We start from the raw sequence: 11,740 nt of genomic DNA, 5'->3' as shown, positions 1-11,740 counted from the left end.
AACATCTGCTCGTCTTCTCGTAAAGCCTCTGCTATGAAGCGTCGTGCCCGACCCGGGCAGAGGAGGGAATACGGCGATGAGCGCGAAGAAGCTGCTTGCGGACATCATTGAGCTCGACTCGAGGATCGCGGAGCTGCGCGACGCGTTCGACGAGCGCGACGAGGCGGAGCAGGTTGCGGCCCTCCGCGAGGCGCTCGATCGCGAGCTCGCGGCGATCGGCGAGGAAGATCCGGTGTCGATCGCCCTCGTCCGCACGACGGACATGGCGATCCCGCTCGGCAAGCGCGGCGCCGAGCTCCTGGCCCGCGGGCTCTCCCATTCGAACCCGGACGTCCGCAGGCTCGCCGGCGAGTCGCTGCTCGGCGTCGCCGAGGACGGGTTCGCGCTCGTCCGCCCGGCGATCGACTACGCCCTCGGCGCCGGCTGCCCGGCCGCGGAGGAGATGCCGTTCCTCCTCGCGATGACCGACGACGCGGACGCGCCGAAGGCGATCGCGGAGTTCCTGAAGGCCGACGACCCGGACGCGGTCGCGGCGGCCATCGAGGCGCTCGCCGACTTCGGCGATCCGGCGTCCGTGCCGGCGCTCAAGACGCTCACCTCCGACAAGCGCGTCGTGGCGGTCGAGGGCGAAGGCGAGGGCGAGGAGCTCAAGGAGTGGACGATCGGCGATCTCGCGGGACAGGCGATCGAGATGATCGAGGAAGAGGAGGAGTAGACCATGAAGCGCGATTTCCTGTGCGTGACGGACTTCTCGAGCGACGAGATCCGGGCCAACCTGCAGCTCGCGATCGAGGTGAAGGCGAAGACCAAGGAGGGGAAGTGCCCGGACGTCCTGCGCGGCGGCGTCGGAGCGCTGATCTTCCACAAGGCGTCGCTGCGCACCCGCTGCTCGTTCGAGGTGGGATTCCGACAGCTCGGCGGCAGCGCGATCTACATCACGGACAAGGAGATCGAGCTCGGCAAGCGCGAGTCGATCCACGACGTCGCCAAGGTGATGTCGCGCTACTTCGCCGTGATCTGCATCCGGACCTTCTCGCACCCCGGCGTCGTCGAGCTCGCGAAGCACGCGGACGTCCCGGTGGTCAACATGCTCACGGATCTCCTGCACCCCTGCCAGGTGATGGGCGACATGCAGACGATCCTCGAGCACCGCAAGACGATCGACAACCTCTCGATCGCCTACCTCGGCGACGGCAACAACCTGACGAACACCTGGATGCGCATGGCGCAGCGCATCCCCATGGATCTGCGGATCGGCACCTCGCCCGACACGCTGCCGGACATGACGATCCTCGAGGAGACCAGGAAGTGCGGCCTGTCGCAGGTCACGGTGCACCACGACGCCGTGGCCGCGGTCAAGGGCGCGGACGTCATCTACACGGACGTCTGGGCGTCGATGGGGCAGAAGGACAAGGCCGAGGAGAAGGCCAAGGCGCTCCAGGCGTTCCAGATCAACGCCAAGCTCCTCGCGCACGCCAAGAAGGACGCCCTGGTCATGCACTGTCTTCCGGCCGAGCGCGGCCGCGAGATCACCGACGACATGATGGACGGCCCGAACTCGGTCGTCTTCGACGAGGCCGAGAACCGGCTGCACGCGCAGAAGGCCGTTCTGATCAAGCTCCTCGGGAAGTAGGGCGCGCTCAGCCGAACAGCTTCTTGATGAAGCTCTTCTTCTCGTCGCCCTCCTTGGGGCGGCGCATCTCCATCAGCCTCAAGGCGCGCGCGGCCTCGACGTTCCGCTGGTTCACCTCCAGGACCCGCTCGTAGTGCATCTTCGCCTCGGTCTGCCGCTCGGCGCGCATGAGCGCCTGGGCGAGGTAGAGGTGCACGCGCTCCGACTTGGGCGCGAGCTCCTCGGCGCGCCTGAGGTGCACGACGATGTCGTCCACCGGCGCCGTCGCGGCGCGCGACAGGAGCTGCAGCCTCGACCACACGGCCAGGTACTCCCCCTCGTCGGGGTTCATCATGCGCGCCTGGTCGACGAGCTCGAGCGCCTTGGCGATCTGATCGCGCCGCATGAGCACGAGCGCCTTCTGGAACAGCTTCTCCGCCTCGAGCACGTCCCGCACCTCGGCGTCGGCGGCGCCGGGCGGCATCACCGAGGTGCGCCGGATCCCCTCGCTGATCGCCGCGCCGTACTCCTCCCGCGTGTCGGGGTCGATCAGCGTGGTCTGCGCCTCGGACAGGTTGTAGAAGAGGTACTCGAGCGTCTCCTTCATGTCCTCGAGCTCGCCCGTGGCCCTGTCCGGGTGGTACAGCTTGGCCAGGCGGAAGAACGCCTTGCGCACGTCCTCGGCGGGCGCGCCGAGCGGAACCTCGAGCATCTCGAAGTAGTTCTGGTTCGAGATCTGCGACGCCTTCGCGAGGATCTTCTCCCGCTGCGCCTTGCCCTCGGGCGAGAGCGCGGCGCCGGGCCGCTTCGCCGGCGGGACGGAGTCGAGGCGCAAAGAAGCGTCGGGCGCCATCGATACCCTCCCATCGGCGGGAACGGAGTCGAGCAGCTTGATCTCCTTGGTGATGAGCATGACGTACAGAAGCGCGCGCACATCCTGGAGACCGAACTTGCCCGCGCTCGTGAGCTCCTCGAACGTTCGCGGCTTCCTCGCGAGCGCGAGGCAGATCTCCTGCTCGCGCTGGTTCGGTCTGAACCGCCGGATCGGGTCGAGCGACTCGATGAAGATCCAGCGGCCCTTGAGCGACTCGAGCACCGGCTCCATGCGGATCTTGAGCCCGTGCGTGCGGACGCCGGCCATGAGCAGCGGGTAAGGATCCAGCGGGAACACCTCGTCCGGCCCCTCACCGACGAGCAGGTTCACGCGATCGTAGAAGGCGTACTCCGCCTCGGTCATGGCGAACACGTCGACGAGCTTCAGCAGCATCTGCGCCCGCAGCCCCCGCACCATCGTCGCCGCGTCGATCGCGCCCTGCCGGATCAGGATCTGCCCCTGGAATCCGCCGCTCGCGTTCATCTCCAGCTGGCACGCCTTGAGCTGCCCGTCGCTGATGAGCCCGAGGTCGAGGAGGACCTGCCCGAGCCCCTTGCCCTTGAGGCTCGCGCGCACCTTGCCGGGCATCCCGTCGCGGAAGTAGACGGTCACCGTCTCGCTCTTGGCTCGAACCTCGAGCGTGCCGCCGAGCCGCTTGTGCATGAGGTACACGAGGATGTGCGGGAACGGCGTCTTGCCGAAGTTCCCGTGAGCGAGCGGCGTCGGTCGGTTCTCCGTGTGCACGTCTTCTCCCCCCCCCCCGGCGGGCGAAGCCTAATATTTCACAACTGCCCGGCGCGCACAACGACGGCGCCCGCCCTGGCCGAAGCGCTCCCGCTCGCCCTCTCCGAAGATGCGCACGTCGCCGAACTCGCCGTCGTAGCCGGCGTCGATCTCGAGTTCTCCCGCCCGCACCCGACGCACCGCCTCTGCGAGCGCCGGGCCGCCGGCCCGTGCGAGCTCCTCGAGCGGCGCCTCCAGGAGCACCGCGAGCTCGGGCCCGAGCTGCGCGAGGACGTCCCGGACGAGCGCCGCGGCCCGCGCCGACGACGGCCCGGCGCCGACGACCGCGCCGGCGATCTCGTCGAGCGGCACGAGGCTCGTGAAGCCCGGCGCCCCCTCGGGCCTCGATCCGGCCGGACGGTCCGCGAGCTCCTCCACGCGGCTCATGACCCCGACGGTGACCGGGCCGCCGCACGCCGGGCACGCGCCGTCGAGCTCGCGCGTCTTCGAAGGCGCGAGCCGCTGCCCGCACTTCCTGTGGCCGTCGAGGTGGTACTTCCCCTCCTCGGGGTAGAACTCGATCGTGCCGCCCCACCCGCGCCTTTCGCGCAGCGCCCCGAGGAGCGGCTCGTACCCGGGCTCGACATCGAGCAGGTTCGCCTCGCGCCCGAGCTTCCCCGGCGAGTGCGCGTCCGAGCTCGAGACCAGCGTCACCCGATCGAGGCCGCTCACCCGCCAGTTCATGGGCGGATCCGACGACAGGCCGGTCTCCACCGCGAACACGTGCCTTGCCAGATCGCCGAAGCACTCCTCGATCGATTCGAACCCCGACCTGGAGCCGAGGAGCGAGAACCACGGTGTCCAGATGTGGGCGGGCACGAGGAACGCGAGCGGATCGGTCTCGAGCGCGATCTCGAGGAGGTGGCGCGCGTCGAGCCCGAGGATCGGGCGGCCGTCGGACGCGAGGTTGCCCACCGTGGTGAGCTTCGCGTTCAGTCGCTCGGCGGCGTCGATCGACGGCACGAACACGAGGTTGTGGTTCTTCCGGGTCCGCCCGTCGCGCTTGTAGATGTTGCTGATCTCGACTTGGAGCACGAACCGCACCTCGCCGGCACACGCCGCGGGCAGCCCTGCCTCCGCGGCGCGACGTTGCGGCGGTCGCAGCCGGAAGAGCCCGTCCTCGGCCGGCTCGAGCTGCTCGCGTATCTCCGAGAGCCAGCCCGGGTGCGTGAAGTCGCCGGTGCCCAGGAGGCCGATTCCCTTGGTGAGCGCGGCGCGGTGCAGCGCCACGAAGTCGAGATCCCGGCTCGTCGCGCGGGAGAAGCGGGAGTGGATGTGGAGATCGGCGACGAGGCGCATGAGCGCTAGATCGCCTCCACCAGCTCGAAGTCGTAGATCGCGCCGCGGATCGTCGTGCCGCCGACATAGAAGACGACCAGCATCTTGCTCCCCTCGAGCTCGAGGATCGACGGGTAGCCGACCTCGACGACCTGTGGATCCAGGATGGAGACCATGTCGCTCCAGGTTGCGCCCTCGTCCATGGAGTAGATGAAATTCACGTTCGTCGACGTGAACGCGTCGTTCAGCCACCGGAACGCCGACACGAGCACCCCGTTGCCCAGCCGGTACAGATACGGCGCGTGGCCGACGAAGCCGAGATCCTCGTACTCGGTCCACGTCGCGCCGCCGTCGTCGGTCGTCGTCTGCCACAGGTTCCCCGCGTTGCCCGGGCTCGAGCCGGCCGCAGTGCGCAGCTGTACGATCCAGCGGTCCGGCCCGAGGGCGAGGAGCGACGGCTCCTGGAGCCACGTGTCCGCGGCCTGTCCGTCGGCGATCGGCAGCTCGGCCCAGGCGGAGCCCCCGTCGCCGCTGGCGAAGAGCGAGATGCGCGAGCGCGGGGCGTCGGCGTTCGACATGTTCCACGCGTAGCCGCCGTAGTTCTGGACGAACAGCGTGCCGCCGATCTCGCGGATCGGGCTCGAGCACGCGGTGACGACCACCGGATCGCCCGCCGCGTCGGTCCACAGCTCGTCGTCACCCAGGTGCGCGCCCGGGTAGCCCATCGACTCGCCCGGCACCATGGACGTCTCGGCGAGCGCCGCGCCGAGATCGTCGGAGCGGCCGAAGAAGATCTGGTGCACGCCGAGATCGCCGTCATCGGTGACCTCGTAAAGGTACTGAAACCAGTTGATGATCACCCCGCCCCCGCTCGTGACGGTCACCGACGGATCGCGATCGTCGATGTCTGGGGTGTCGTGGAGCGTCTCGGGCTCGCTCCAGTCGAGCGCGTCCGCCGCGCCGATCTGGCGCACGATGCGGCCCGTCGGGTCCACGCCGTGCAGCGCCGCCTCCCGGTAGACGAGCAGGATCTCGCCGCTCGGCAGGCGCGCGATATCCGGAAACGCGACGTGGCCTTCGGGCAGCGCACGGATGACGAACGACCCGGTCTGAGGCGTGAACGTGCAGTCGAGCCCGGCGATCTCCGGCCAGGTGTCGGTGTCGAGGTCGCCGGCGTCCGGGGGGCCGGCGTCTGGGGCCCCGCCTTCCTCCTCGCCGCAGGCGAGGAATAAAAGGAATGGGAGGCATGGGAGGTATGGGAAGAATGGGAAGAATGCTCTGATCATGGCCGCATCCTACCCGAAGCGCGGCGCCCGCGATCACGGATTTACCGCTCGATCCTTCTTGACACTTTATAGGGGGTTGTGGTTTGGTTCTGCGCTCGCCGGGAGGGTCACTGCCCGCCCGGCACGGAGAGTGGAGGATCGCCGTGGTGAAGAGAACGTATCAACCGCATCGGCGGAAACGGCGCAACAAGCACGGGTTCAGGGCGCGCATGGCCACCCCGGGCGGCAGGCTCGTCCTCGCCGCACGCCGTCGCCGCGGCCGCCGCCGCCTCACCGTTTCGACCTACAAGAAGTAAGGTCGATCGACCGTCATGGTCCGCCCGACCGACGAGCGCTTCCCCAAGGGCGTCAGGATCCGCAAGAGAACGGAGTATCTCGAGATCCAGCGCGCCGGCGCCGCCCTGCACGGCCGCCTCCTCATCGGCATCGTGCGCAGGGCAGGGGATCGCGCCGAGACCCGACTCGGGATCACGACGACGAAAAAGCTCGGGCCGGCCGTGGTCCGCAACCGGATCCGGCGCCTCGTCCGCGAGGCGTTCCGGCGGAACCGCGACGCGCTCCCCGCGGGGCTCGACCTCGTCGTGGTCGCCAAGCGCGCGTCGAGGGGCTGCACGGCGGCCGCGATCGCCGACGAGCTCCTCGAGCTCGGGCGCCGCGCCGCGCGGCACGCGGAGCCGTCGCGATGATGAAGCGGCTCCTCCTCATGGCGATCCGCCTCTACCAGCTGACGCTCTCGCCGCTCTTCGGACCGTGCTGCCGCTACGAGCCGACCTGCTCGTGCTACGCCGCCGTCTGCGTCGAGAGGTTCGGAGTCCTGCGCGGCGCCTGGCTCGGGCTCAAACGACTCCTGCGATGCCACCCCTGGGGCGGCCACGGCTTCGACGCGCCGCCGGAGCTCGCCGAGCGGACGAAGGGAGCATGATATGAACTGGAAGATCATCCTCGCCGTGGTCGGCGTGCTGCTCCTCGGGTTCTTCCTCTACCGGCAGTGCACGGACGAGGGGCCGCCGGACTACGACAGGATCCAGGCGCAGCAGCGCGCGGCGAACGAGACCGCCCACCAGACGAAGAAGTCCGCGGAGCGGGCGAAGCAGAAGGCGGAGGCCCAGTCATCGGCGCGGGCCGCGCGCAAGGAGCGGCCCGAGGAGCAGCTCGTCACGCTGGAGACCGAGGACTTCCGAGCGAAGCTCACGACGCGCGGCGGCTCCCTCGCGGCGTTCGAGCTCAAAAACCCGCAGTACGTCGAGCCGCCGTACGACTGGTCGAAAGGGACGCGCGACACGGAGTCGAAGAAGCTCGTCCCGGTCAACCTCGTCACGACGAACTCGAAGGAGTACGAAAAATACAATCCCCTCAGGTTCGAGGTGGCCGAGGGGCTCGACGCGCTCCTCGATGACCCCGACTACGCGCTCGTGGAGCAGACCGCCTCGAGCGCCGTGTTCCGGCTCGACCAGCCCGACCTCCCGGTGATCATCACGAAGAAGTTCGAGGTCGACGAGGACTCCGGCCCCTACCAGATCTGGCTCACGGTGCAGGTGAAGAACCGCTCGGCCGAGAAGGTGACGTTCCGCGCCGGAGTGACGCAGACCGGGTACCAGCACCCGGAAGAGGCCGAGGGGTCCATGTTCGGCAAGCAGCCGAACGTCCTCCAGGGCATCTGCGGCGACGGCTCGAGCGTCGAGCGCCACGCGTTCGGGTCCGACGAGCTGCCGTACTCGGGGCTGACCGTCGCGTTCGCCGGGCTGAACACGAACTACTTCATCAGCGCGATGATCCCGGGGGACAAGGTCCCGACCACCTGCCACATCTACCCGAACACCGCCTACACCCCGGCCCCGGGCGCCACGCTTCCCGTGATCACGGCAGAGCTCAGGTTCGGCGAGACGGCGCTCGCGCCCGGCGAGGCGGCCGTCTTCAAGGTGAAGAACGTCCTCGGCCCCAAGCGGTTCCAGCTGCTCGAGCGGATCGGCCACGGCCTCGAGAAGTCGGTCGACTTCGGCATCTTCGCGCCGATCTGCTACGTGCTGCTCATCATCCTATTCTGGTTCCAGTCGTTCGTCCTGAACTGGGGCGTCGCGATCATCCTGCTCACGGTCGTCGTCAAGCTGCTGCTCACGCCGCTCCAGCACAAGAGCTTCAAGTCCGGCGAGCGGATGCGCGCGCTCAAGCCCGAGATCGACAAGCTCAACGTGAAGTTCAAGGACAACCCGCAGGAGAAGCAGAAGGCGACGATGGCGCTGTACAAGCAGCACGGGGTGAGCCCGCTCGGCGGGTGCCTCCCGATGCTGCTCCAGCTGCCGATCTGGATCGCGCTGTACAGCACGCTGCGCACGAGCCCGGAGCTCTACCGCGCGGAGTTCTTCGGCTGGATCCACGATCTGTCCGAGCCGGACCCGTACTTCATCACGCCGGTCGTCATGGGCGCGCTCATGTTCGTCCAGCAGCGCATCACGCCGATGGCCGGCGACAACCTTCAGATGAAGATGATGATGTACGTGATGCCCATCATGTTCACGGCGATGATGCTGTTCTTGCCATCCGGGCTCACGGCGTACATTCTCGTGAACACGGTGCTCTCGATTGCGCACCAGTGGTACGTACGCAAGAGGAGCGCCGTGCTCGCGGTCAAGTGAACGAGGAGGAAGCGCGTGACCACCGCCGACAAACACGACACGGACGCCTGGCTCGAGGAGTACCTCTCGGGCCTCGTCGAGCGGGCCGGCTTCGACCTCTGGGTCGAGGAGATCGACATCGAAGCGGAGACCAGCACCTACTACGTGCGGCTCGAGGGCCCCGACAAGGCGCGCGCGATCGGGCGCGACGGTCAGGTGCTCGAGGCGATCCAGCATCTCGCCGTGTCCGCCGGCGCGAACGCCGGGCTGGCCAAGGACCGAATCGTCATCGACGTCGGCGACTACCGCCGGCGCCGCGAAGACAAGGTCCGGGAGGACGCGGTGCGCCTCGCCGAGGAGGCCGTCCAGACGCAGCGGCCGTGCGACTTCGCGCCGATGCCTCCCAGGGAGCGCCGCCTCGTGCACATGATAGTCTCGCAGATGGGCGGCGTGCGCACGGAGAGTGTCGGAGAGGGAGAGGACCGGTTCGTCCGCCTCATCCCCACGGCCAGCCAATGAGCGAACGCCCGAGCCGGGATCCGCTCTTCGGCGCGGCCGTGCTCAGGGTATCCTTCGAGCTGCGCGGCACGACCGACGACCCCGGCTTCCGCTTCGTCTACAGAAAGACGCTCACGGATCTCGGCCTCACGGACGATGCCGTGCGGTCGTACGTCGAGACCCACCGCGACGAGCTCGAGCGCCACATCCGCTCCGAAGGGGGGAGTTGAGGTGCTCGGCGACACGATCGCCGCGATCGCCACCGGCCCCGTGCCCGCCGCTCTCGGGATCGTCAGGATCTCCGGCCCCGCCGCCGCCGCCGTGCTCGCCGCGGTCGTGCCCAACGCGCGCGCGATCGAGCACCCGAGGCGCGTCTCCAGGGGCCACCCGATGCATCCGCGCACCGGCCGCCGCCTCGACGACGTGCTGTGCTTCTTCGCGCCCGGTCCCGGCACGGCGACCGGTGAGGACGCGGCGGAGATCCACGGCCACGGCGGCCCGGTCGTGCTGCGCGCGCTCCTGGACGCGGCGATCGCGGCCGGCGCCCGCGCGGCAGAGCCCGGCGAGTTCACCGCCCGCGCGTTCCGCAACGGCAGGATGGATCTCACTCAGGCCGAGGCCGTGATGGGGCTCGTGTCGGCGCGCTCGGAGCGGGCGGCGCGCGTCGCGCTGCGGCAGCTCGGCGGCGGGATCGCCGCGCGGCTCGAGGGCGACTACGAGGCTCTCACCCGGATCGCGGCCTCGCTCGAGGCTGCGCTCGACTTTCCGGACGAGGATCTCCCCTCGCTCGTTGCGTCGTCGATCGCCGGCGAGCTCGCTGCGATCGCGGCGAGCCTCGAACGATTGTCCGGCACTTTCGGCGCGGGCGCCCGCGTCTCGAACGGCGCGGCGGTGACGCTCGTGGGTCCGCCGAACGCCGGCAAGTCGAGCCTCCTGAACCGCCTCGCGGGCTCGGATCGGGCGATCGTCGATCCGGAGCCCGGTACGACGCGCGACGTCCTCGAGGTCGAGATCGCGCTCAACGGGGTTCCCTTTCGCCTGGCGGACACGGCGGGGCTTCGGCAGGAGCCCGGCCGCCTCGAGGAGCTGGGAATCTCTCGAGCGCTCGCCGCGGCGGGCGCCGCGGATCTGGTGGTGGCCGTCGTCGATGGCGCGACCGACGCCGACGATCCCGACGCTCTCGATGCGCTCTTCAGGGGCGCCGGCGGCCTCCCCCGCCCGGTGATCGCGGCGATCAACAAGTGCGACCTTCCTGGCTGGCGCGCCGACAGGTTTTCCGCGGCGCTGGAATCGGCCCGCCGCATCGGCGTCAGCGCGCTCACCGGCGCGGGTTGCGACGAGCTCGCACGGGCGATCGGCGACGCGCTCGCGGACGAGGAAATCCCGGATGAGGTCGTGCTCACGACGGCGCGACAGCACGAGGCGGTTTCTTCGGCCGAGAAAAGCGTCCGAGAGGCTGCGGCGCGGCTCGAACACGGCGATCTACCGGAGCTTGCCGCCGCGGATCTTCGGTTCGCGCGGGAGGCGCTCGCGTCGCTTGCCGGTCGCAACGCGGACGCTGACGCGCTCGACGCGGTGTTCTCCTCGTTCTGCCTCGGGAAGTAGGGATTACCGGCCGTTCTTGCCCTTCCCCTTCTTCGAATCCTTCCCCAACTTGATCGTGTCCGCCGAATCGTCGGGGACGTACGGCGCCATTTCCGTCAGGCCCTCCAGGCCGTCCCCGTGCGCGCTTTCGGCGACGGCCGGACGGGGCAACGCGGCCGTGCGCGGCTTCGTCGGACGGCTCATGATCGGGATCCCGGTGCACTGTTCGCTCATGCGCCTCTGCACGTCCTCGAAACGGCGGGTCGCGTCGGCGAGCTGAGTCACGGCGCTGAGCCGTTCGGCCCGGGCCGCGCCGATTTCGCGCTCGAGCTCGACTCTGAGGATCGTCTTGGCCCGCTCGGCCTCGGCGAGGCGCTGCTCCGCGCCGGCCTGCGCCGCGAAGTAGAGCGCGGTGAAGAGCCCCACGGTCCCCAGCGAGAGCACCGCGATCGAAGGAGCGAGCCATGGCGGGATCCGGCGCCGCCCGTTCTCGACTTGCCTCATCTGGAGATCGAAATCGTGCGCCCGCCGCAGCTCCTCCGCTCGGACCTTCGCCTCCGCCTCCGCGCGGATCCTGAGCTCCCGCTCCTCCGCCTCGCGCCTTCGCGCGAGCACCTCCTCCTCACGCCCCCGCTCTTCCGCAAGCCGCCGCGCCTGCTCTTCGATCCGTCGAGCCTTCGACTCCGCCGCGCGCCGCGCTTCCTCCTCGGTCCTCCGTCGCGCCTGTTCCTCGGCCCTCCTCCGCGCCTCCGCGCGCTCCTCCGCCTGGCGGCCCTCCTCGATCCCCATGAGCTCGTCGAGCGCCACCTGGACGGAGCTCTCGTTCCCCTCGTCGCGCTTATGCTTCTTCATGGTCGCCTTTCCCGTTTGTTTTGCTGTCTCGCGATCCCGACGGATGCGCTGCATGCAGGATCTCGCGCCGACCGGCTCTGGAAGAGGGAATTACGACCTTTTTACAAACCCAGAGAGAGGCAGCGCGGCTCTCCGCCGGGCTGTATAATCGGAGTAACGGAGGCGACGATGAACGGCAGGGTGAATCGGCACACGGCTTCAGCGCTCTTCATCGTCCTCGCGTTGTGCGCGGGTTGGAGTTCCCCCGATTTTGTGGACACCTGACTTGAGGGGATAGACTTCCCTCGGGAGGTTCCACATGTCGAAGAGGAAGCGGCGCACGTTCAACGACGAGCAGAAGGCGGAGGCGGTGAAGCTGGTG

Annotated in this window: 13 protein-coding genes; 9 read left to right on the top strand and 4 right to left on the bottom strand. The window is 69.0% G+C overall.

Going from position 1 to position 11,740, the window contains the following annotated elements; genetic code table 11:
• Positions 1 to 76 precede the first annotated feature (76 nt).
• Positions 77 to 715 (top strand): HEAT repeat domain-containing protein, encoded by a 639-nt coding sequence (locus M0R80_15365; GenBank protein MCK9461012.1) that lies wholly within the window; start codon positions 77 to 79, stop codon positions 713 to 715.
• A 3-nt stretch (positions 716 to 718) separates the two neighbouring features.
• Positions 719 to 1,633, top strand: a complete 915-nt coding sequence (gene argF, locus M0R80_15360; GenBank protein MCK9461011.1) for an ornithine carbamoyltransferase — start codon at positions 719 to 721, stop codon at positions 1,631 to 1,633.
• Between the two features lie 7 nt (positions 1,634 to 1,640).
• On the opposite strand, the gene M0R80_15355 is transcribed toward argF, so the two are convergent.
• From M0R80_15355 to M0R80_15345, 3 genes are read right to left on the bottom strand one after another with little or no spacing between them, the layout of a single operon-like run.
• Entirely contained in the window at positions 1,641 to 3,230 is a 1,590-nt protein-coding gene (locus M0R80_15355; protein ID MCK9461010.1) for a DnaJ domain-containing protein, read from the bottom strand.
• Positions 3,231 to 3,260: 30 nt separating this feature from the next.
• Positions 3,261 to 4,568, bottom strand: a complete 1,308-nt coding sequence (locus M0R80_15350) for an endonuclease Q family protein (GenBank protein MCK9461009.1) — start codon at positions 4,566 to 4,568, stop codon at positions 3,261 to 3,263.
• A 5-nt stretch (positions 4,569 to 4,573) separates the two neighbouring features.
• Positions 4,574 to 5,833, bottom strand: coding sequence for a glycoside hydrolase (locus M0R80_15345; protein ID MCK9461008.1), 1,260 nt, complete (start codon positions 5,831 to 5,833; stop codon positions 4,574 to 4,576).
• 146 nt (positions 5,834 to 5,979) lie between these two features.
• On the opposite strand from M0R80_15345, the gene rpmH reads away from it, so the two are divergent.
• The 7 genes from rpmH to mnmE are packed head-to-tail and all read left to right on the top strand — an operon-like array spanning position 5,980 to position 10,548.
• A complete protein-coding gene (rpmH, locus tag M0R80_15340) occupies positions 5,980 to 6,129 on the top strand; it encodes a 50S ribosomal protein L34 (GenBank protein ID MCK9461007.1) in 150 nt (49 codons plus the stop codon).
• A gap of 15 nt (positions 6,130 to 6,144) precedes the next feature.
• A complete protein-coding gene (gene rnpA, locus M0R80_15335) occupies positions 6,145 to 6,519 on the top strand; it encodes a ribonuclease P protein component (GenBank protein ID MCK9461006.1) in 375 nt (124 codons plus the stop codon).
• Positions 6,516 to 6,755, top strand: a complete 240-nt coding sequence (gene yidD / locus M0R80_15330) for a membrane protein insertion efficiency factor YidD (GenBank protein MCK9461005.1) — start codon at positions 6,516 to 6,518, stop codon at positions 6,753 to 6,755. The genes rnpA and yidD overlap by 4 nt, the downstream gene beginning before the upstream one ends.
• A 1-nt stretch (position 6,756) precedes the next feature.
• Positions 6,757 to 8,466 (top strand): membrane protein insertase YidC, encoded by a 1,710-nt coding sequence (gene yidC / locus M0R80_15325; protein MCK9461004.1) that lies wholly within the window; start codon positions 6,757 to 6,759, stop codon positions 8,464 to 8,466.
• A 15-nt stretch (positions 8,467 to 8,481) separates the two neighbouring features.
• Positions 8,482 to 8,964, top strand: a complete 483-nt coding sequence (locus M0R80_15320) for a KH domain-containing protein (protein ID MCK9461003.1) — start codon at positions 8,482 to 8,484, stop codon at positions 8,962 to 8,964.
• A complete protein-coding gene (locus M0R80_15315) occupies positions 8,961 to 9,173 on the top strand; it encodes a hypothetical protein (protein ID MCK9461002.1) in 213 nt (70 codons plus the stop codon). Before M0R80_15320 ends, M0R80_15315 begins: the two co-directional genes overlap by 4 nt.
• 1 nt (position 9,174) lies before the next feature.
• Positions 9,175 to 10,548: a tRNA uridine-5-carboxymethylaminomethyl(34) synthesis GTPase MnmE gene (gene mnmE, locus M0R80_15310; protein ID MCK9461001.1), complete on the top strand. Its 1,374-nt coding sequence runs from the start codon at positions 9,175 to 9,177 to the stop codon at positions 10,546 to 10,548.
• A 3-nt stretch (positions 10,549 to 10,551) separates the two neighbouring features.
• On the opposite strand, the gene M0R80_15305 is transcribed toward mnmE, so the two are convergent.
• Complete coding sequence (locus M0R80_15305) at positions 10,552 to 11,379, bottom strand: hypothetical protein (GenBank protein MCK9461000.1); 828 nt, start codon at positions 11,377 to 11,379, stop codon at positions 10,552 to 10,554.
• Between the last annotated feature and the right edge of the window lie 361 nt (positions 11,380 to 11,740).

The organism is Pseudomonadota bacterium, assembly GCA_023229365.1.
Lineage (GTDB): Bacteria > Myxococcota_A > Polyangia > JAAYKL01 > JAAYKL01 > JALNZK01.
Note: the sequence above shows the minus strand (reverse complement) of the source record. Positions and strands in the feature narration are given on the sequence as shown.